Origin of the sequence: Occallatibacter sp., assembly GCF_035317045.1 — a bacterium.
In the GTDB taxonomy this organism is placed as follows: domain Bacteria; phylum Acidobacteriota; class Terriglobia; order Terriglobales; family Acidobacteriaceae; genus Telmatobacter.
Genome location: NZ_DATHHT010000040.1, coordinates 251711 through 271577, shown reverse-complemented (window position 1 = coordinate 271577; position 19867 = coordinate 251711). Strand labels below are relative to the sequence as shown.

Genomic DNA, 19867 nt, shown 5'->3' with positions numbered 1-19867 from the left:
GCCACACTGCGGCAAGGCTACATGGAGAAGTCGATATAGCCGCGCTGCGGATCGGTGTTGACCAGCTTGACTGTCAGCTTGTCGCCCACGTCCAGTTTCGACCCGGGCTTGCCGGCGTTCACGAGCATTCCTTCAACGTGGGGATTGAGCGCGCGCACGAATGTGCCACTCTGACTTACGCCTGTAACGATCGCTGGAAACGACTGGCCAATGCGCGGATGCAAGACAACGGCAGCAATCCGTTTCTGCATGATGCGTTCCACCTTGCGCGCGGCATCTTCCATCTGCGTGCAATGTTGTGCCATTGCGCTCAGATCGCCTTCCGAGTAAGGCTGGTCGGCCTTGGCCAGATGTGCCTTCATGATGCGCTGCGTGATGATGTCCGGAAAACGGCGGTTCGGCGCGGTTGAATGCAGGTAGTCCCGCACCGCAAGGCCGAAATGGCCGGGTGAGGGTTCATTGGGCTTTACGAGAACGTATTCGCCCGGACCCATCAGTTTGACGACGGTGAGCGAGAGGTCCGGAAAGTGATCGGGGTCTTTCTGTTTCTGTGCCAGCAAGAAATCGTTCAGCGCCTTGGAATCCGGCTGCACAGGCAGTTTTGTTCCCAGCCCGCTTGCAACCTCCACCATGCGATCCCAGCGTTTGGGGGTGCGCACGATGCGCCAGATCGATGCGATCCCCGCCGCCTCGAATATGCGAGCGACGGTGCCGTTGGCCGCGACCATGAATTCCTCGATCAGGGACGTGGCTCGGTTCTTTTCGAGCTTGCTGATATCGACGGCCTGATCATCGGCTGACATCACCGGATGCGTCTCGATGGTTTCGAGATCGAGCGCGCCATGTTGGAATCTGCAGCCGACCAAAATCTGCGCGGCCTTGTCCTGAAGTTTGAGTTGAGCGGCCAGATCGGCATTGGCTGCAACCTTGGCGGGTGCCGGGCCGCGGCCTTCCAGCCAGGCGCCCACACTGTTGTAGGCGAGCTGCGCACCGTTGCGAACCAGCGCGCGATACACCGTTCCTCCAGAGACGCAGCCTGTCGGGTCGACTGTGAACTCGACCACGTCCGCGACTCGATCCTCGTTCTCGTTCAGAGACGTGATTCCCTCGGAGAGGTCGGCCGGCAGCATCGGAAAAACCTTTACGCCCGTATAGACCGACGTCGTCTCAGACTGGGCGTGCTTATCGAGCAGGCTTCCGTGTGGCACGCGAATGTCTACATCGGCCACGCCGATAAGCACGCGAATTCGACCGTCAGGAAGCTGCTCGGCCCACTCGATCTGGTCGAGGTCCTTCGACGTGTCGTTGTCGATGGACGACCAGAGAAGGCTCCGCAGATCCTGCGCGCCAGGAACCGCAGGCAGGGCAGGCTGCGCCTTGATCTTTGCCAGCTCAGTATCGGTACCGGCCGGAAAATCAGGTTGAAAGCCATTTTGGGTCATGTCGGCGTGCGCCGCTGCTACAAGGTCAAAATTCAGCGTCTTCGTGGAGTGCATTGTGAATTGGGCCCTCAGGATTGAAGAGCCAGCCTATCACGCGCAGATGTCAACTAGGCAAACGCACCAAGGGGTGGCTGATTCGCCATCCCTCTTGTTCCCCAACCGGCGTACCACAATTTATTGAATGCCGAGATCGGAAAGGACCTTTGGCTTTGCTTCGTCCACAGCCAGCAGGTTATGGCAGACGCTGCAGTCCTGGGTAAGCGACTTGCCGTTGTTGGACACGTGATCGCCGTCATGGCAGCGGAAGCAACCTGGATAATTCATGTGGCCGATGTGATTTGGGTGCGTGCCCCAGGTCACCTTCATTTCCGGGAACACGTTGGTGGTGAAAACGGTCACAAGTCCCTCGCCTGCCGATTTCACCAGATCGGGATGCTGGGCCAATATCTCCGGGTGCTCATTGCGATAAAACTGCGTGAGTGCCTCGGGAATCTTAACGCGCGCTTCAGTTTCAGACTTGTAATCGGCCTTGAGCAACTCCAGACCCTTCTTGTGTACCCAGGGCAACTCGGGGTTGATGGCGCCTTCGGCCAGGGCTCGGTTGAGTGCATCTTCCGCGGTCTGCATGGTGTGAGCGGCGCGATTGTGGCAATCGATGCAATCCATCACGCGGCGCTCTCCCTGCGGAACCGCCCCCTTCAGGGTTGAAGTGCCAAATGCCATTTTGGAGCCATCAGCGTAGGTGCGTTCAACCCACGGGATTGAGGTGCGCGTGGGATCGGTTGCGATGTACTCGATATGTCCGAGATGGACGCCGTGGATGCCGGTAAGATGCGACAGCGAGTCGACGCCGCCGAGGTGAAGCAGGACCACGCTCTGCGTCTCGGTATTCTTTTCGTCGTCAGCGAAGCTGGACTTGACCAGCAGCTTCTCACCGACAAATTTGGCCGGCGTGTGGCATGCCTCGCAGATTTCGCGAGCCGGACGCAAATTGCGAACAGGCGACGGAATCGGTTGTGGATAGCGATTGAAAGCCACCTCAATGAGTTGCTTGGTGCCATTCACTTTTGCTTCAAAATAGGATTGTGCGCCGGAGCCGATGTGGCACTCGACGCAGGCCACGTGGGAGTGCGCGGAAACTTTGTATGCGGTGTACTCGGGATGCATGACGTGGCAAGACGAACCGCAGAACTGCGGGGAATCCATGTAAGCAGCGCCGCGATAGCTGGCCACGGAGACAACCAGCAGGTTTACGATGGTGGCGACCAGCACGATATCGAGGCCATGCCGGAACATGCGGTCGTTGAGATCGATCTTGGGAAATTCGGCAGGAATCTGGCCCGCCTGTTGCAGCTTCCGGCGGCGGATAAACACGCCGATCGGGATGAGCAGCAGCCCCAGTATAAAAACCGCGGGCAGGATAAGAAAGAAGATGATTCCAAGATATGGATTATCGTTAGGCCGGCCGAATAACTCCACCAGCCAGTAACCGATCATGGTCACACCCGCAGCGCTTGTAATGGCGCCACCGGCCAGGCTAATTGGATTATTGCCGAAGAACAGTGCCGGCCGGACCCAGTTCTCGCGGAATCGTTGCAGCATTGGTATTTCCCCCGAACAGTAAATGGCCCGCCTCTTTCACCCCAGCAGCAAAGACCTGTCGCTCGGGACCCCGGACTTGCGACCGTGGTCTCGCGGCGTGAAGCGGGCCAGGTTTGGTGTCTATTTCAAGGCGCGAAAGTAGTCGACGGCGTCCTTGATCTGCGCGTCGGTGAGCTTGGGAGACATCGCCTTCATCTTGCCTTTGCCGTTCTTCACGGAAGCGATCATGTCCGCCGCGGACTCTTTCTTGTAATCCGGATCCGTGCTCGGTTTTACGCCCATCATCTTGGCGATGCCGGGGCTTGGTGTTCCGGTGCTGCCGTGACAGCTTTGACAATTTGCCTTGTAAACCGCTTCACCCGTTGATTGAGCGAAGCCCATGGAGCCGGCCAGACACACAGTCGCAGCCAACACCGCCATCGATCGAATCGTCTTCGTCATTGCAAGACTCCTTGAGAAATTCATTATGGCCAGATGGTTGGGGGCCAGGCCCGTTGATTGGAACCTTATTTGCTCAAACACCAGCGGCAACGAAAAGTGGCTTTGCCCTGTGATGCGCACCAGGAACCGTTTAACTGAAATCCGGCGCATGCTCGAGTTTTCCGAGACGCGCCGGAACTGCTTTCACCCTGCATACAAACAACGAACTACCAACGAAACACTTCCACTATTTTGCAAAAGTACGGAAATATTCGACAGCATCCTTGATCTGCGCGTCGGTCAACTTGTCCTTGTAGGGCTGCATCTTGCCCATACCGTCGTGGACTGCATCGATCATCTGCGCTTCGCTCATCTTCTTTACATCAGGATCAGTGGCGGGTTTTACCTTCATCGCCTTGCCTGCACCCGAATCCGCCAATCCCTTTTCTCCGTGACACATCTGACACTTTGCCTTGTACGTCGCTTCGCCAGCAGATTGCGCGAAGCCCACTGTGCCGGCAAGGAGCAGAACCAGAATTGCCGTCACACTATTGCGAGTCAAATTACTCATGTCTTGCTCTCCCAGAGATCTCCCCTCACAACTGCGCGGGGAAGATCGCCGACGAAAGGGACACTGTTCAAGCAGCCGCGGCGCTTCTTTTGAAGCAATCACCGCAACTGCGTCGTTCATTGATGGATGGGCGGACCGGTAAAACTCAGCCGTGTCCAATCCGCCCGATCAACTCAGAATGCGTACTTCACACCCAGAGTTACAACATCACCATGGAAGCTGCGGGGAGCCGGACCAGGACCGCCGGCTTCGTCGTACCCATGGTGAACCCAGTTACCGTGCCACACCCACTGTGGCGCGATGTTGATTTGCAAATCGCTGAAGGGCGACAGAACCTTTGACTGCAGTGCGCCGGAAACCATCAGCGGATTAAGAAACTCGGCAGTGCCGTCGGTGTGAGTCACACGAGCGCCACCGTTATAGCGAAAGTACTTCGACGGAGCCCAACTGATGGCGCCGGAGAAGAAGTTGACCGGAGCGTCGTAGCGGCCGCTCCCCAGATAAAGCTGCGTGCCTGCCGACTGCGTGGGCAGCGTGCCTCCTGGATTGTCGGCGGTCTGCAGGCAAGTTCCCGTGGATCCCTGCGCCCCGGGAGGCAGCGGAAAGGCTGCAGTCGGCACAAAGATGTAGCAGAGATTCGTGATAGAGAAGACGTCGTCGCGAGCGTAGTTGATGTCGAAGCTGAACTTCTCAGTAGGGATAATCTGCGTTGCAAAGCTCAGATCGTGACTGTGCTCATGATGATCGACCAGCGGATCATCATTCTTGCCTTCGAAGTCATTGGCCGTCACGGCGAAGTTTATCCACTTGGCGGGTTTCACGCTGGCACGCGCCCTTACGTGATAGACCCTGTCCAGCCCCTCGCGGGTGTAGGTGTTGCTGGGTGTGTCAGCGTTGGCGGATTTCCAATGCAGCGTGTCGAGATTGAGGTTGACCCGGATGATCGGCAACGGCGTGATCACTGCGCCGAGCAGAAGACCATTCTGATGCCAGGTGAGGTCGTCGCCCGGATCCACGATGTTGCGCGTATCGAAGCGCCATCCGGCCGAGAACTTGAACTCGGGAATCACCGTCGCCGTGCCAAGAATCGTGTTGCCGACGAGCTTCTGGTTCAGGGAATCGTTGTTCGGTGTGGTCGAGGTGGAATCCACGAGACTGCTAAGGGGAGTATTGACATTCAGATTCGCGGTAGGGACCGGCGGAGGAGTGCCAGTGTCGGCCCAGGTTTCATTCACGAGGATGTTGTTGCCTTCGAGCCGGAAATCGCGATATGTGAAGGCATCGGAAATCGAAAAGTACTTGCTGAGTTCCGCTTCGACGCCGAAGTCTCCATTGAGGCTGTCGCGCTTGTTATGCGCGAGCCGGCCATTCCCCATGCCGCCGGTGCTGATCTCCTGGCGAAGGAACGTGCGGGCTAGAAGTCCGTTGAAGGTTTCATTGAAGTTGTTGACGTTCATGACGCCGCCGACATAGGTGAGGCGACCATTGAACGCCACCTTATCCCAGTAGTGCGAACTAAAGCGGAACTGCTCGGTTGGGAACGTGGTGCGCGTCGGCGAGACTTCGCTTTGCACGAGGGTCTGGCTACAGAACGGGTTGACGATGCCGTTCACAACTTCAGCAGTTTTGGTGGCGCCCGTGCCACAGGTTGTACCAGCTAGCGTGTCAACACCGAGTGACGTGGGTGTTCCATTGGCGAGCGTGAACGGCGTTGGCGCAAGTTGAAATGTCGTGTCGCCGCGATAGAGTGCAAAGAACTGGTCGTAGCTCAACGTGGTGCGCTTGGCCAGCTTGAGATCGACGCCGCCGCTATAAGTGTCGAGTCCGTTACGGAACCACTGCGAGAGTTGCACATCGCCACCATTGTGTACGGTCGCGAAGGTGGGCCCCTCGTTGGTGTTGTGGTTATAGCCGATTCGGAAACTTACTCTCGAAATCGGGAACAGCGTAAACACCGCGTCGGAGTTGTGGCGCACGGTGTTGAACAGATGCAGGGAGTCCGGCTCGGGAACCAACGCCGGGTTGGCTGCAGTGGCCGTGGAAAGAAGCGAATTCGCCAGCAGGTTGTAGTCGAAATAATTGCGATCGCGCCGGAAGCTGCCGCTGAAATCATAGAGCTTGCCCTTCGACATCTTCAGGAAGGAAACGTCGTTGGGTTCGCCGCCGTAGCCGAAGCTCGCCGTTGAAAGAGTATCGAAGAACGGTGTCTTCGAGGGGTTCATGGTGCGGAGTTCGAGCGACTGGTTCAGGACGCGCATCCCTGTCCCCTCGTTCACCATGGTGGACCACATCGCGCGACTGCCGTCTTTCTGGGTGATGACGCCGCCCAGTTCGACGCTGGAGTGCATGCTGTAGTTGCCGAGCATTTTTGCCTTCGGCTCGGCTGCGGATTTCTTTGCGGCGGCCGGCTTGGCGGTTTCAACTTGCGTTGCCTGGGGTTGTTGGCCGAAGCCGCTGACTATGCCAATGGCCAGCATGGCCGCTGCGGTAAGGGTGCACCGCCGGGAGATTCTGAACCCGGCCGGCGACCCAACCAGACTATGTGCGTGTTCTGTCTGTTTTGTCATCGCTCGCCCCTTACTCAATTCGAATTGAAGAACACCGGACTCACGTTGGAACCGTGAATGCTGGTGTGGCAAATGGTGCAGGATTGGTATTGAGTCGCCTGGTTGTGGGCCGGCCCAAGAGGCTGGCTAGTCGTGAAGTTCGGCGACGGTGAGTGACATTGCAGGCAGATCGTGTTGACGTTTGCACGATTGAGCAGGCGCGGGTTCGGTCCGCCATGCGCGAAGTGGCAGGCAGTGCAGCCTTCTGCTCTGACGACGTCATGCTCGTAGACGAACGGTCCCGCTGTTTCGGAATGGCACTTGGTGCAGACGGCATCCATCTGGGACGAAGAGCGGAGATTCTTCTTGTCAAATGAGCCGTGTGGATCGTGGCAGTCCGAGCACTTCAACAGTCCTTCTTCCACTTTGTGATGGAAGGGCATGTTGAACTGCGATTTGGTGTCAGTGTGGCACTGGAAGCAGAGCTTGGGCTCAGCAACCTTAAGCAACTGTTCCTTGTCTTCGCCGTGGTGAACACTATGGCAGCTGACGCAGCTCACATTGTTCTGGCCGTGGGCGGTCCGCTCGAAGTTGGCGTGCTGGCCTTGATGGCAGCTCAGGCACTTTGCATCCACTTCCTTTGCAGTCGCCTTGGCGGGGTTGAAGATTTTGGTGATGTCGCCGCCGCTATCGACGTGTGCTTTTCCCGCCCCGTGGCAACCTTCGCAGGTGACGCCAGTCTTGCCGTGCACTTCAGCCAGCTTGGAGTGCGGGTTCGAACCGAACCCCTTCGCAACCTCATCGTGGCAGGTAGCGCAGGTCTCCTGACCTACGTAGTCGCCTGGAGCGGCTGCACTTTGGCTGGATTTCGCACCAACCGGGTTGGCACCCTGTGCGGGAGCTGCAAATGCGCGCGCGGAAAAGAGGAACACCACGAGCAAAAGCAACAACGAGAGGAGTGACCCGGGGCGAACTCCCGGAGCTTCAATCTCTTGCGTTCGCATTTTTGGCCCTTCCTTATGCATGAGAACCACCCTTGGTGAGCTCCCGTGGCAGGCTTCGGCTCGACGTTCGCCATTCTCTCGTGCTACCCCTCTAAGAGGTTGAGCAGTTTTGAACGGATTGGAGCGAAAGCTGCATTTCTGTGTGGAGCATCACCTTATGTGCGCAATCGTACTGTGCCTTGAAGGCAGTTACGGTGACCTCCATCACATCGCGTTATTACAGGTGAAGGGATAGGGAATGAATCTTGATGGCGCGGAGCATATGCCATTCCAGTTCTGGGTTAATGCTGCTTGCTCCCCACAATAAGTGTCTATTTTGCATAATCTTGCGGTTGATGGCACGCCTGTAGTGACACTGTGGGCTGCCAGATTCGAAGAGATTCCTGCCGAACCGATTCAGGTCAGGTTAGAAGCCAGGTATCCTGCGCACCGTCACACGCGCGACTTTCCTCCCTGATGGCATACATCTGGCTAAATTTTTCTTCACAGGAACGTCACGGAAGGTCGCAGAAACTGAACAGGATTCAGAGTTCATTTTTGAGGTGGCAAACTGCTGGAATGGGCGCGGTCACGTGAGCCCCATCACATCCACTTTGGCGCGCGGATAGGCAGACTGAACGTGGATAATATTATGGCTGAGTACGAAGTCATCGCGAGCCCACAAAGACGGCAAAGGAGCCTCTCCCGTCCGTCTCCCGTCGGCTGCGCGGCATGCGCCAATCGTCGTCCGGGCTGGTTCTGTTCGCTTGGCAGCGCAGTTCTTGCGGATTTGGAACTCGTGACCAGCACAATCAGCCTGCCTGGCGAGGCCACCCTTTTCACACAGGGTGAAGACGCGCGCTGCCTTTACCTGATTTGCAGCGGATATCTTAAACTTACGGCTGGACGTGCCCAGGATCGGCAGATGATTGTCCGCGTGGCAGGCCCTGGGTCGATGCTTGGCCTGTACGCCGCTCTGTCGCACGGAGTATACGAGGTCTCAGCCGAATCGCTGACTCCGGCACAGCTTCGTCCGATCGAGCGAGAACGATTCCTCACCTTTCTGCGCAATCATAAGGAAGCGCAGATGCGCGCGGTCCAGTGCATATGCCAGGAATATCGCTTTGCTTTGCAGGACGCTTGCCGCATTTCATTGGCAGAGACGGTTGCGGGCAGGCTTGGCCGGCTACTTCTGGAACTCGCGCACCAGATCGGCGAGCACGTGAACGGCGGATTCCGCTTTCCGCTGCTCCTGACGCACGAAGAAATGGCCTCAATGGCTTGCACGACGCGTGAGACGGTGACCCGGACGCTCGGCCAATTCCGCAAGGATGGGACGATTTCTATCGAGGACTCCGTGATCACGCTCCATCAGCCGGATCGGCTGCAAAACCTGTTCTAAGCTGAAATTCGGCATCCCCGGCTAGCGCCTGCGGCTTCCGCCAAGCCCCTCCCCGGAGTCCAAGAGATATCATCGTACCTGGGAGTATTGGCACGCGTATGACTCGTTTTGCTATTTGTTTTTCTGGTTTTCTTCTCTCCTGCACTGCGGTGGCACAGGTTCCGGCTCCTACCCCCCCACCTGTGCAAATGCCCGTTACGTCAGCGTCATCCCCGGACATGCGGCAATTCCAGAAGATAGAGGATTCCTGGGACGACGCTGTTAATCGGCGCGATCAGTATGGCCTGGAGTTAGTGCTTTCCCCGTTGTTTCTTGATGTTGCGGCGTCGGGGGACATTTCAACCCGGAATCAGCAGGTGGCCTACCTGCTTACGACCGAGGATAAGACACTTCACCTTGAACAGAAGGTGGTGACGGTTCGGATGCTGGGCGACATCGCCGTGGCAAATGGAACTTATGTCCTGCACCATCGCGCCTCTTCCGGCCAGGTGGACGAGAAGGGTGTGTTCACGCACGTGTTTGAGCGCGCACACAACGGTTGGCTCTGCATCAATTCGCAGCGCACAGTGCTCCGCGAGGATGGCGGCAAGAGCAAGAAGCAGTCCAATGCCGACCTGCCATTTCACTTTCCGATTTTCGGGAAGAGCGAGAAGAAGAACGAGTAACCACTGGAAGCTCTATCCGACCTTTGTGGCCGGAGGCCTGACAGAGGGTGCGCCAATGGTTCCCGGCCCTCGCCCCGCTCCCTGTACTCGGATGGAAACGTGAACGAGTGAAAGTGCCGCGGGTGTTACGCCGGGGATGCGGCTGGCCTGGCCGATGGTGATGGGCCGAACGCGTTCAAAGGTTTCGCGCATCTCGCGGGAGAGCCCGCTAATCACGCTGTAGTCGATCCAATCGGGGATGGAAACGGACTCAGCAGCCTTCAGCTTATCGATGGCTTTGCGTTGCTGATCGAGGTATCCCGCAAACTTGATTTCGGTTTCGACCGCTCGGGCCGCACTTCGCGCTTCGGCGGATGGAGTGGGTCCGTTTGCAAACCAGGCGAGTACGGGATCGGAGGCAAGAGTGTTGCCGAGGGCGGTCAATACGGGCTGAATCCCAACCTCGGGACGCTTGAGGAGCTGCGCCCAGGTTTGTCCGGTAACGGACCCGAGCTCGCCCAGACCCGCAGCGGCGAGCGCTGCAGCATCGACCTTACGCGTGGTGAGAAGTGTTTCAAGTGCAACCATGCGGGCCTGCTTTTGCTCGTACTCGGCCCATACTTCGTCGTTAATGAGACCGAGGCGACGTCCATGCGGGGTGAGGCGACGATCGGCGTTATCGATGCGCAGGTGGAGGCGGAACTCCGCGCGCGACGTAAACATGCGATACGGCTCATTCGTGCCCTTGGAGATGAGGTCGTCGATAAGGATGCCGGTGTAACCCTCGGTGCGATCCATGTGGAACGGGGGCTCGCCCTTGAGCCAGAGAGCCGCATTGATGCCGGCCATAATGCCCTGGCAGGCGGCTTCCTCATACCCACTGGTTCCGTTGATCTGGCCCGCGAGGTAGAGACCCTGCATCGATTTCACACGGAGGCTGCGGTCGAGTTCGGTAGCGTCGACGGAGTCGTACTCGATGGCGTAGCCGGGACGCAGCATCTCCGCTTGATCGAGGCCGGGAATGGAGCGCACGATCTGCCACTGCACTTCCATCGGCAGCGAAGTGGACATCCCGTTGACGTAGACTTCGTGGGTGTTGAGACCTTCGGGTTCGAGAAAGAACTGGTGCTGCGTCTTGTCGGGGAATTTGACGATCTTGTCTTCGATGGACGGACAGTAGCGCGGGCCGATGCCCTCGATCTGGCCGGAGTACATTGCGGAGCGGTGTACATTCTCGCGGATCAGGCGCAACGTTTCTGGCGTGGTGAAGGCGATGTGGCAGCTTACTTGGGGCTGAACAATCTTCTTCGTACGGAAGCTGAACGGAGTGGGCTCGGCGTCGCCGGGTTGTTCTTCGAATGCATCCCAGCGGATGGTGCGTCCGTCGAGGCGAGGCGGAGTGCCGGTCTTAAGGCGACACGTTCGTAGACCCAGGCGGCGCAGGGCTTCACCCAGCAGCACCGAGGCAGGTTCGCCGCTGCGGCCGGCCGGATAGCGCTCTTCGCCGCAGTGGATGAGCCCGTTGAGAAAGGTGCCTGTGGTGATGATGGTGGCGCCGGCAAGAAGGTTGCGACCGTCGCGGAGCTTGAGGCCGAGAACGCGGCGGTGGGGACGTGTTGGACGTGGGATTTCCGGCGGGCCGGTGACCGCGGTTTCCCCGGTCCCCAAATGCGAGGGACCGGGGGCGCCCAGCGCCTCATCTAGGCTTTCTACTCCCTGTTCCCTGTTCCCTGTTCCCTGTTCTTCAATCACGAGGTCAACGACTTCGGCCTGGCGGATGTGGAGACCGGGCTGAGCTTCGAGGACCTCGCGCATCTTCACGCGGTAGAGCCGCTTGTCGCACTGGGCGCGGGGGCTCCAGACGGCCGGGCCCCGCGAAGTATTGAGCAGGCGGAACTGGATGCCGACAGCATCTGCTACCTCACCCATGATGCCGCCGAGTGCATCGACTTCGCGTACAAGGTGTCCCTTGGCAACGCCACCGATGGCCGGATTGCAGCTCATCTGGGCGATGAGATCCATGTTCATGGTGATAAGAGCCGTCTTCAGGCCCATGCGCGCGGCAGCCATGGCCGCTTCGCAACCGGCGTGCCCGGCACCGACCACGACGACATCGTATTGTTCGGTGAAAGGCATCCAAGGCTATTTTACGGGTTCGCGGGTATTGTAATCGGCGAATCGAATGAAGATCAGGAATCCGGGCAATCGCCACAATGATCTTCGAGTTCTCTATAATGGCGGCATTCCGGGAAATTGGGACTGACGAGGAGTTCGTCGACCTTCATGAGCACCTGCTCCTGCGGTAAACCAGCGGATACGTTTGGCGGCCTGTGCGGTCGCTGTGCAGCCCTGCAGACGCTTGGATTGGAACCATACACATCCCCGGCAGAAATTGAAGACGCTTATCGGACCCTTGTGAAGGTATGGCACCCGGATCGATTTCAGAACGATCAGAAGCTCAGGCGAGCCGCCGAAGAAAAACTGAAGGAGATCAACGCGGCGCACGACTATCTGGCTTCCGGGGCTGCGGTTGAAGTGCCCAGGTTTGTGACCGAGGAGCGGGAATCCATCCCGAAACCGGAAGAGCCAGCAGCAGAGACATTCGTTGCGCCCGAATCGACGGACGAGGAGGAGCCCGACGAGGTAAGAAGGGTTCTGAAACACTACCAGAGACGGTCCAGCAAGACGGTTCTTCCCCGCGTTTTCTTCGCAGCTGGTGGGATTGCAGTGGTAGCGTTTCTGTGGATCTCGACCGATCTCCTGCTTTCCGCAAATCCAATGACGCAACGCCCCTGGGAAGAATTCAAAACCGAGTTATCGCGGGATGTTCACGCCTCCGTAGTGCGCCTGTGGGGTAACGCGAGCGATGACCTGCATAAATCGCAGGCAGAAACCGCTGCGCCACCGGCCGCGCCCACGCAAGGCAACGAGCCGGCACCAGTTCCCAAAGCCACGGTGAAGACGGGAGCGGAAACACGGGCCACGACGCCAGCGAACGCTGCGACCGGGGCAAAGCCATACATCACCTCGGGATTGACGCCGACTGAGGTGTTGGCCATTCTCGGTAACCCGACATCCTCGTCGGGAGAAAAAATGTTCTACAACGGGACGGAAATCGATTTCCGCGATGGGCGTGTGGCGGCATGGAAGATTGATCCGAAGACTCCGATACGAGTGAAATTGTGGCCCGATCAAGCATTGGTGCCGGGGGTGCAGGCATTCGCGATCGGTTCGCCAAAAAGCGATGTGATTGCCTTGCAAGGGACGCCAACCCACTTCTCAGACAATGAGTTCGGTTACGGCGGGTCGATTGTGTACTTCAAGAACGATCGCGTTGCGGGCTGGAAAGAGGATCCTGCGTCGGTGAGGTTACGAGTGGTGGCCAAGTAATTCATCCATCCGCGGGTGTGGAGGCGTGGTGTAAAACCGCCGGTAAGATGCACGCCAAGCACGACAATTTCATCCAATGCACAGGAGGAATTGCTGCATGGTCCAACCAGAGAACGTCTGGGAACCGCACGAAACCGTCCCAGGTTCGCCCTCAGCTTCGGATGCTTCGATCGAGCAACCCGCCCAATCGGCAGAGGAGTTGAAGGAAGAAAGCCGCAAGATTCGCCGCCTGCAGATCATGATGAGCATGGTGATGCAGGTCATCGCGCAGGACTTGACGCTCAGCGTGGAAGAGGCCTCGGAGATGGTCGCGGACGCGCGCAAGGCTGCGTTGCTGATGTTTCCCGACAAGGAGCTTGCTTTCAACCTGATCTACTGGCCACGCCTGCAACGGCTGATGCGCGAACGGTTCAGGATGCAGTGAAGGAGTGACAGAGTGAAGAAGTGAATGAGTGAAGAAGTAAACGACGTCTTTTTCAATTCTTGACTTCTTCACTTCTTTCATCACCGCATTGTCACTTTTTCACTGCACTTCTCACTTATTCTCATTGCCCGTCAGGCGGAAGGTGATGGTTCCCCAGAAGAGGCGCGCACGCATCTGGACGGGCAGGTGGCGGTCGTCATCGGTGTACCAGATCCAGATGCTGCCGCGGTTCTTGACCACGCCGGCATCTGAAGTAGGCTGCACGCGAATTGTTTTAAAGGTGCCCAGCGTTGTCTTGATGAGTTCCCTGCCTTCCACCTTCATGGTGACGGGCACATTGTGCATCGCATCGACGACCGGCAACACCACATTGTGGCCAATCTCGAGCGGCTGCGACGAGGTGTAGAACACCCCTGTAAGCAGATCGGTCATGCAGCCCGGAACCGGAGATTCGACGTGCTTCGCCTTCCCGGTCACTAGATTCTTCTCATCGAGAATGGATTTCGACTGAGTGTAGTCAAGCTTGAGTGTGGAGTTGATCTTGCGGCGACCTTCAACAGTCTGCTTGTCGAACTCGTAGGTGCACCCCTTGGCTCGATCGAAGGTTGACTGGAACTGGTCGCTGGCGTGAAAGAGCAGGTTGATTGCGCCGAGGGTGTCGGCATTGGCGGAGAGCTTCTCACGGTCGCCGGCTGCCTCGAAATGGATAACGGCGGTTCCCGCCGAGAAGACGCGCCAATCCACCATGTAGGTAAGTGTCTGATTCTGGGGGAAGCTGAAACCCGGCCGGGGTGGGGGGAGCGCCGGGAGCGGCGTAGCCGCAGGCGGCGGTTGCTGGGCGTGCAATACCGATGCAAAGGCGAGAGCGCAAGAAATTGTTCTAAACATCATGCGCTTTCTCACCGCTGGACTCGACTCCTGTGTGAATTGGACGGAATTGGCAATGAAACCGGCAGCCGGTGGAACCCCTGATTGCGCCGCGATGCAGCTCATTGCGGCATGTGTAGGAACAATCCCAGCGCCGGCCGGAGGAAGAGCAGGCAGAGATAAAGCAGGGCGGCCCCTATAGATGCATTGTACTCGCGGTGTCTTAAATATAGGTCAAGAGAGAACTTGCCGGATGAAACTTCGGTATTGCCGACGGATGGGTGGGCTGGCGAAATCCGAGGGAAAAGACGCGGAACCCGTTGGCAATAGGCCGCAAAATCGGCGAAATTCGAGCGCAAAAACCTCTCTTCTGCGGCAATTACCGGCACATAAATGATCAAGAACATGGCTGCGAGCGTCGCCGCTACGGGCCAACTGAGCAAGGCGACGGCAAATCCAGCAGCAATGAGAATGGAACCCAGGTAGAGCGGATTGCGCGTGTACGCGTAAGGCCCGGTCTGGGTGAGTTCCCGGTTCTTTTTGACATAACCGGACGCATAAGCGCGGAGCCAAAGCCCCGGCAGCACAAGGAGCAAGCTCCAGGCGATTGCCGAGGGACGGGGCACACGGCGCCAGAGTTCAAAGATATACAAGGCGGCTGTCAGAAATCCGAGAGGCACCCGGATGCGCCGCGCCACCTTCTGCCAGCGCTCCGCGCCTTTGAGTTTTGGACCTTGTTCTTGCTGAGTCATCGCGCCGCCTCAGAATAAAGCAGTTCCTCGGCAGCTCTCAGGACATCTTCCGGCGTGATGGTGAGCAAACCGGCTTCCGGGGCCTGGCGGCGTGAATGGTCGCGGCGGCTCTCGGGACTACGGAGCACTTTGAAGCACGTACCGTAAGGACCATTGCGGCTCGGATCGGTGGGGCCATAGATACCGACGACGGGGCGTCCGAGGGCGCAGGCGAGATGAAGTGGACCGGTATCGCCGGCGATGGCGAGGCTTATGCGGCGAGTGATGGCGATGAGCTGTTCGACGGAGCAAAGGAGAAAAGAGGCGCCGCCTCCGGTCTTCTTGACGATAGAGTCGGCGAGAGACAATTCGCCGGGTCCGGCGTTGACCAGGACGCGGACTCCACGATTCAGCAAGGCACGCGCAACTTCGGCGTAGCGCTCGGCGGGCCAGCGCTTGGCACCCCATCCCGCGCCGGGGTTGATGAGGACGGTGGTCTCGCCCGGTCGAAGCTGTTCGCATGCCCAGGCCTCGGCTTCAGGATCGGCAGGAAGCCAGGGTTGCACAGGAGCAAGAGTGTCTCCGGCGACCGCCGAGGCTAGTTCGAGATCCTGTTCGATGACGTGCGCGCTGTGCGTATCGATTCGCTCTGTAAAGAGCCAGCGGGCGATCGCCTCGCGGGGGTGGGATTCACCGATACAGCGCGGGCTCGATGCCATCCGGGCTATCACCGCCGACCGCAGAGCCCCCTGGAGATCGAGAACGGCATCGTAGCGTTCATTTTTGAGAGCACGACGAAGAGTATTGATTTCGCGGCGCGTCTGGCCCGAGAAGGGGGTTTTGCGCCACTGTTTTGACGATGCGATGTGGATGCGATCTACGAGGGGCTGCATTGGACGGTCGTTGCCTGTATCGCGCCCTGCATTCTGTTTTGCTGCGAGCAGTGCACGCCATGATGGTTCAACCACCCATTCAATCGTCCATGCGGGGTGGGCGATGCGCAGCGCAGTGACGGCCGGGAGGGCATGGAGAATGTCGCCCATGGCGCCGAGACGGACCACGAGCAGGCGAAACTTGGACTGGGTTTGCAAATTCTGATTTTCTCACAATGACTGAAGTGTTTGGTTCGCCCGTAGCCTACCGGCGAGCCATTCGGACACTTGCGATTCCTCTTCGATATCGACAGTCAGGCGCGCGGAGAGGAGGGGCAGATCGTGCGGGAAGGCAAGAGCCAGATCGCCGAGGCGGATGAGGTCCTTTTCGGTGGTGATGAACGCGGATACGCCACGACCCGGTAAGGTCGCAGTGTCGAAAAGATCGTTGAGGTCAGCCTTGCGATAGCTGAAATGGTCGCGAAATGCGAGGCGGTCGGCAATCTTAACGCCTGCAGCTTCGAGCCCGGCAAAGAACTGCCCGGGGCGGGCGATGCCGCAGAAGGCGACGACAGGCCCCGTTACCTGCGGGATCTCCATGCGGCGGCGGAGTCGCCAGACGGGGCCGGTCCATCCCCGGTCCCGGAGTTCGGCTTCGAATGCGGAATCGTCAGAAGGAATGGCGAGTGCACTGGCCCGCCTGATCGCGGTCAACGTCTCGCGGAGGTTTCCGGCGGGCAAAAGGTGGTCGTGCCAGTCTTCGCGATTGACGAGCAGGACATCGATGTCGCGGTGGAGTTGCCGATGCTGAAATCCGTCGTCGAGGATGTGAACCTGCGGCCGGGGATTATCTTGCTTCGCATCCACTTCGGCGAGCAGGCCGGCATCGTATCGTTCAGGAGCCACGTAGACAGGCACGCCGGCTTCGCGCGCGATCAACAGCGGCTCATCGCCGTATTGGTCTGCGGCGCCATCGGGCATGACCCGGTCGGGCTCACGTCTGTTGCGGCCGTAGCCGCGCGAGAGTACGTCGACATGAAAATCGCGCGCAGAGAGCAGGCGGGCCAGCGTAATGGATAGTGGCGTCTTACCGGAACCGCCGGTGGAGAGATTGCCGATGCTGATGACGGGGTAACGCAGGCGCCGGATGGGCTCCCAGCCACGAGTCAGACGAAGATCGCGCAACGCGAGACCAGCGGCGTAGAGCGGCACCAGCGGGAGCATCAAGGGCCGTTTCATACCGCTCCCTCAGCATTCCCTGGGTGGCTTTGCATCTGCGTTACATGTGAAGAGGGATCAAGAATCTCGCGCAACGCCACGACGGAGCGCCCGGTTGCGCCGGCCTGCTGGTCGAAGACATGTCGGGCGCGCTCGCCTAACGCTTGAGCGTCGCTCTGATTCGACAGCAGGGCCGCGATGGAGTCCGCCAGATCCTCTTTGGAAGCGATGCGAATGGCATTGTGGCCACGAAGATCGTCAGTGATGGCGCGGAAATTTGCGTAGTGCGGTCCCATGACGACGGGCACACCGAATTGCGCAGGCTCAAGGGGGTTGTGCCCACCAGCGGAGATGAGGCTGCCTCCCACGAAGGCGACGGCCGCGATGGAATACACCGACGCCAGTTCACCGATGGTATCGAGCAAAACAATCTGACCGTGTTTGAGCGGTGCGATGGCACCCGTTGACTTCCCTTCCCAGTCCGAGCGTTTATTCCATGCCAAGCCTGAATTCTGAAGAAGAGTAGCCACCGCTGCAAAGCGCTCCGGATGGCGCGGGGCGAGTACCATGGCAAGCTGGGATCCAGAGGCGACAAGCTTTGGCCATGCTTCGAGCAGGGCCGCTTCTTCGCCTTCCAGGGTGCTGCCGGCAACAAGAAAGCGCAGGCTACCTCTGAGAGATTTTAGAAGGCGCGTCGCCTCCGCCTGCTTTGCGGCACGCACGTCGAACTTCAAATTCCCCGAGACGCTGACGCGGTCCGGATCACAACCAAGAGCGATCAGGCGCTGAGCGTCTGCTTCGGTTTGCGCGAGTACGCGCGTCAGCCGGGCAAGAATCGGGCGCCACAAGCGGCGCAGCATCTGGTAGCGCGGCCAGGAGCGATCGGAGATGCGGGCGTTGACAACCACGACCGGAATGTCGCGGCGAAGGCAGCCGTTCAGCAGGTTGGGCCAGAACTCCGTTTCAGCAAGAATAAGCATCCGCGGCTTGAGTGCTTTGAGGTAAGCCCGAGCAGCCCAGGGCAAATCGAGCGGGCAATAGAAGACGCGTTCGGCGCCGAAGCGCGTGCGCGCCAACTCCTGGCCGGTCCGGGTGGTGGTGGAGATCAAGAGGCGGAAACCGGGAAAAGCAGTATCGATTTCGTGCGCCAGGCGGCTGACCGCCAGCACCTCGCCAACGGAAACAGCGTGAAGCCAGATGACCGGTTTGCCGTACACCGAATGCAGCCGCTCACGGACCCGCCCCAGTCGCTCGCCCAGTCCCTCGCGATACTTCTGCGTGGTCGCCATGCGCCAAAGCCACCACGGAGCGCTGGCCACCAGGGTCGCCAGGAGCGCGAGGTTATAGAAAAAGAGAACCATGCGAGACGGAATTCGCCTTCCCCCGGTCTAACCCTCAAATGATACAGTCGAACGCGATGAGGGTCCCCAGCACGCTGACGCTTCTGGTCGTTGGGATGGCTGTAATGGGGCTGGCCGTGACGGCAGGGGCCAGCAATCACACGGCGCCGCCGGTGCAGCCCGCGACTACCTATCCGGCGGTCGAGGTCCACGACAAAGAACATGTCGCTATCGCAGTTGAGCCTTTCGACACCAAGGAAAAGGAATCCATTTTCCGCGTCGACTACCTGGCTCATGGCGTGATGCCGGTGCGGCTCATCATTACCAACAGCGGCGACAAGCCAATTTCTTTGCGGGATGCGCGGATCCTCTTCTACACCGCGGGTGGTGACAAGATCAATGCAGCGGAACCGGAGGACGTGGAGCGGCTGATGACGCGCTCAGAGCGCGAGGGCAAGAAGATTCCCTTGCCGGGGCCACTGCCTCCGATCAAGACGAAGCCGAAGGCCAGCAACAAGGCAATCGAGGAAGACTTCGACCAATTCGAATACCAGGCGCTGGTGGTCGAACCGCATACGACGCGGGCTGGATTTCTGTTTTACGACGTGTCGCAGCTGGATCATCCGCTGCAAGGCGCCAAGATGCACCTGCACGAACTGCGCGACTCAACCGGAAACGAACTGTTCTACTTCGAGATTCCTTTCGACACGTATCTGAAGTCGAAATCGAAAGAGATGAATTAGAGCAATTCCCGCTCGTACCCCGATTCCCCCTCGTAGCATGGAGACATGAAGGAAAAACTTCGATGCCGATGGGCGGAGAGCGATCCGCTGCTGCGCACCTACCACGATGAAGAGTGGGGTGTACCGGAGCATGACAGCAGGGCGCTGTGGGAACTGCTGATGCTGGAAGGGTTTCAGGCGGGGCTCGCGTGGATCACTGTTCTGCGCAAGCGCGATGAATTCCGAAAAGCATTCCGGCAGTTTGATCCGGCGAAGGTCGCCAAATTCAACGAGGCCGATATTGAACGGTTGATGCAGAACCCAGGGATCATCCGCGCCCGCGCGAAGATCGAGGCCACTATCCAGGGCGCACGGATATTTCTTGAAATGCAAAGAGCCGGGATCGATTTTTCCGCGTGGGTGTGGGAGTTTGTTGGCGGAAAGCCGATTCAGAATTCGGGACCTTTACCGGCGGAGTCGCCGCTCTCCGTCACGATTTCAAAAGAACTGAAGCGCCGGGGATTCAAGTTTGTGGGGCCGGTGATTGTGTATGCGTGGATGCAGGCGGCGGGCTTGGTCAACGACCATGCTGTGGAGTGCTTTCGGCGTAAAGTTTGCGCGAAATTGAGCGGCGGGCGCAAGGGATAAACGGTTTGCAGTTATCGCGAAAAGCAACTGCAGGTTTCTCCACTC

At 58.7% G+C, this 19867-nt stretch carries 18 protein-coding genes; 6 read left to right on the top strand and 12 right to left on the bottom strand.

Annotated features, from left to right (window positions below):
- Positions 1 to 17 precede the first annotated feature (17 nt).
- The 6 genes from VK574_RS20385 to VK574_RS20360 all read right to left on the bottom strand — a co-directional run bounded on the left by VK574_RS20385 (position 18) and on the right by VK574_RS20360 (position 7585).
- A complete protein-coding gene (locus VK574_RS20385) occupies positions 18 to 1496 on the bottom strand; it encodes an RNB domain-containing ribonuclease (RefSeq protein ID WP_472801714.1) in 1479 nt (492 codons plus the stop codon).
- A 120-nt stretch (positions 1497 to 1616) separates the two neighbouring features.
- Entirely contained in the window at positions 1617 to 3044 is a 1428-nt protein-coding gene (locus VK574_RS20380; protein ID WP_472801713.1) for a cytochrome c3 family protein, read from the bottom strand.
- A gap of 120 nt (positions 3045 to 3164) precedes the next feature.
- Positions 3165 to 3485 (bottom strand): c-type cytochrome, encoded by a 321-nt coding sequence (locus tag VK574_RS20375; RefSeq protein WP_472801712.1) that lies wholly within the window; start codon positions 3483 to 3485, stop codon positions 3165 to 3167.
- A gap of 226 nt (positions 3486 to 3711) precedes the next feature.
- A complete protein-coding gene (locus VK574_RS20370) occupies positions 3712 to 4035 on the bottom strand; it encodes a c-type cytochrome (protein WP_472801711.1) in 324 nt (107 codons plus the stop codon).
- Between the two features lie 173 nt (positions 4036 to 4208).
- Positions 4209 to 6602, bottom strand: a complete 2394-nt coding sequence (locus VK574_RS20365; protein ID WP_472801710.1) for a hypothetical protein — start codon at positions 6600 to 6602, stop codon at positions 4209 to 4211.
- A 14-nt stretch (positions 6603 to 6616) separates the two neighbouring features.
- Positions 6617 to 7585: a DmsE family decaheme c-type cytochrome gene (locus VK574_RS20360; protein ID WP_472801709.1), complete on the bottom strand. Its 969-nt coding sequence runs from the start codon at positions 7583 to 7585 to the stop codon at positions 6617 to 6619.
- Between the two features lie 631 nt (positions 7586 to 8216).
- On the opposite strand from VK574_RS20360, the gene VK574_RS20355 reads away from it, so the two are divergent.
- Together VK574_RS20355 and VK574_RS20350 are read left to right on the top strand one after the other, a co-directional pair.
- Positions 8217 to 8966 (top strand): Crp/Fnr family transcriptional regulator, encoded by a 750-nt coding sequence (locus tag VK574_RS20355; RefSeq protein WP_472801708.1) that lies wholly within the window; start codon positions 8217 to 8219, stop codon positions 8964 to 8966.
- Between the two features lie 98 nt (positions 8967 to 9064).
- On the top strand, positions 9065 to 9631 hold the full coding sequence (locus VK574_RS20350; RefSeq protein ID WP_472801707.1) for a nuclear transport factor 2 family protein: 567 nt from the start codon (positions 9065 to 9067) through the stop codon (positions 9629 to 9631).
- Positions 9632 to 9643: 12 nt separating this feature from the next.
- On the opposite strand, the gene mnmG is transcribed toward VK574_RS20350, so the two are convergent.
- Positions 9644 to 11746 carry a tRNA uridine-5-carboxymethylaminomethyl(34) synthesis enzyme MnmG gene (gene mnmG, locus VK574_RS20345; RefSeq protein WP_472801706.1) on the bottom strand — a complete coding sequence of 701 codons (2103 nt, stop codon included), beginning with the start codon at positions 11744 to 11746 and terminating at the stop codon, positions 9644 to 9646.
- Positions 11747 to 11893: 147 nt separating this feature from the next.
- Here mnmG and VK574_RS20340 point away from each other — a divergent pair, with 147 nt between their 5' ends.
- Both VK574_RS20340 and VK574_RS20335 read left to right on the top strand, forming a co-directional pair.
- Positions 11894 to 13000, top strand: coding sequence for a DnaJ domain-containing protein (locus tag VK574_RS20340; RefSeq protein WP_472801705.1), 1107 nt, complete (start codon positions 11894 to 11896; stop codon positions 12998 to 13000).
- Positions 13001 to 13097: 97 nt separating this feature from the next.
- Positions 13098 to 13424 (top strand): hypothetical protein, encoded by a 327-nt coding sequence (locus tag VK574_RS20335; protein ID WP_472801704.1) that lies wholly within the window; start codon positions 13098 to 13100, stop codon positions 13422 to 13424.
- Between the two features lie 111 nt (positions 13425 to 13535).
- Here VK574_RS20335 and VK574_RS20330 read toward each other — a convergent pair whose 3' ends face one another.
- The 5 genes from VK574_RS20330 to VK574_RS20310 all read right to left on the bottom strand — a co-directional run bounded on the left by VK574_RS20330 (position 13536) and on the right by VK574_RS20310 (position 18473).
- Positions 13536 to 14315 carry a DUF3108 domain-containing protein gene (locus VK574_RS20330; RefSeq protein ID WP_472801703.1) on the bottom strand — a complete coding sequence of 260 codons (780 nt, stop codon included), beginning with the start codon at positions 14313 to 14315 and terminating at the stop codon, positions 13536 to 13538.
- Between the two features lie 98 nt (positions 14316 to 14413).
- On the bottom strand, positions 14414 to 15043 hold the full coding sequence (locus VK574_RS20325; RefSeq protein ID WP_472801702.1) for a methyltransferase family protein: 630 nt from the start codon (positions 15041 to 15043) through the stop codon (positions 14414 to 14416).
- Positions 15040 to 16113 carry a glycosyltransferase family 9 protein gene (locus VK574_RS20320; protein WP_472801701.1) on the bottom strand — a complete coding sequence of 358 codons (1074 nt, stop codon included), beginning with the start codon at positions 16111 to 16113 and terminating at the stop codon, positions 15040 to 15042. The genes VK574_RS20325 and VK574_RS20320 overlap by 4 nt, the downstream gene beginning before the upstream one ends.
- Positions 16114 to 16125: 12 nt before the next feature.
- Complete coding sequence (gene lpxK / locus VK574_RS20315) at positions 16126 to 17133, bottom strand: tetraacyldisaccharide 4'-kinase (protein WP_472801700.1); 1008 nt, start codon at positions 17131 to 17133, stop codon at positions 16126 to 16128.
- Complete coding sequence (locus VK574_RS20310; protein WP_472801699.1) at positions 17130 to 18473, bottom strand: 3-deoxy-D-manno-octulosonic acid transferase; 1344 nt, start codon at positions 18471 to 18473, stop codon at positions 17130 to 17132. Before VK574_RS20310 ends, lpxK begins: the two co-directional genes overlap by 4 nt.
- 56 nt (positions 18474 to 18529) lie before the next feature.
- Between VK574_RS20310 and VK574_RS20305 the strand changes: the two genes are divergently transcribed.
- Together VK574_RS20305 and VK574_RS20300 are read left to right on the top strand one after the other, a co-directional pair.
- Positions 18530 to 19195, top strand: coding sequence for a hypothetical protein (locus tag VK574_RS20305; protein WP_472801698.1), 666 nt, complete (start codon positions 18530 to 18532; stop codon positions 19193 to 19195).
- A 45-nt stretch (positions 19196 to 19240) separates the two neighbouring features.
- Positions 19241 to 19822 (top strand): DNA-3-methyladenine glycosylase I, encoded by a 582-nt coding sequence (locus VK574_RS20300; RefSeq protein ID WP_472801697.1) that lies wholly within the window; start codon positions 19241 to 19243, stop codon positions 19820 to 19822.
- Positions 19823 to 19867 lie beyond the last annotated feature (45 nt).

Bases quoted from the DNA above. Each gene is read 5' to 3' on its own strand.
- lpxK (WP_472801700.1), bottom strand. From the start codon at position 17,133: ATGAAACGGCCCTTGATGCTCCCGCTGGTGCCGCTCTACGCCGCTGGT.
- VK574_RS20375 (WP_472801712.1), bottom strand. From the start codon at position 3,485: ATGACGAAGACGATTCGATCGATGGCGGTGTTGGCTGCGACTGTGTGT.
- VK574_RS20365 (WP_472801710.1), bottom strand. From the start codon at position 6,602: ATGACAAAACAGACAGAACACGCACATAGTCTGGTTGGGTCGCCGGCC.
- VK574_RS20355 (WP_472801708.1), top strand. From the start codon at position 8,217: ATGGCTGAGTACGAAGTCATCGCGAGCCCACAAAGACGGCAAAGGAGC.
- mnmG (WP_472801706.1), bottom strand. From the start codon at position 11,746: ATGCCTTTCACCGAACAATACGATGTCGTCGTGGTCGGTGCCGGGCAC.
- VK574_RS20340 (WP_472801705.1), top strand. From the start codon at position 11,894: ATGAGCACCTGCTCCTGCGGTAAACCAGCGGATACGTTTGGCGGCCTG.
- VK574_RS20385 (WP_472801714.1), bottom strand. From the start codon at position 1,496: ATGCACTCCACGAAGACGCTGAATTTTGACCTTGTAGCAGCGGCGCAC.
- VK574_RS20305 (WP_472801698.1), top strand. From the start codon at position 18,530: ATGAGGGTCCCCAGCACGCTGACGCTTCTGGTCGTTGGGATGGCTGTA.
- VK574_RS20310 (WP_472801699.1), bottom strand. From the start codon at position 18,473: ATGGTTCTCTTTTTCTATAACCTCGCGCTCCTGGCGACCCTGGTGGCC.
- VK574_RS20380 (WP_472801713.1), bottom strand. From the start codon at position 3,044: ATGCTGCAACGATTCCGCGAGAACTGGGTCCGGCCGGCACTGTTCTTC.
- VK574_RS20325 (WP_472801702.1), bottom strand. From the start codon at position 15,043: ATGACTCAGCAAGAACAAGGTCCAAAACTCAAAGGCGCGGAGCGCTGG.
- VK574_RS20335 (WP_472801704.1), top strand. From the start codon at position 13,098: ATGGTCCAACCAGAGAACGTCTGGGAACCGCACGAAACCGTCCCAGGT.
- VK574_RS20350 (WP_472801707.1), top strand. From the start codon at position 9,065: ATGACTCGTTTTGCTATTTGTTTTTCTGGTTTTCTTCTCTCCTGCACT.
- VK574_RS20300 (WP_472801697.1), top strand. From the start codon at position 19,241: ATGAAGGAAAAACTTCGATGCCGATGGGCGGAGAGCGATCCGCTGCTG.
- VK574_RS20330 (WP_472801703.1), bottom strand. From the start codon at position 14,315: ATGATGTTTAGAACAATTTCTTGCGCTCTCGCCTTTGCATCGGTATTG.
- VK574_RS20360 (WP_472801709.1), bottom strand. From the start codon at position 7,585: ATGCGAACGCAAGAGATTGAAGCTCCGGGAGTTCGCCCCGGGTCACTC.
- VK574_RS20370 (WP_472801711.1), bottom strand. From the start codon at position 4,035: ATGAGTAATTTGACTCGCAATAGTGTGACGGCAATTCTGGTTCTGCTC.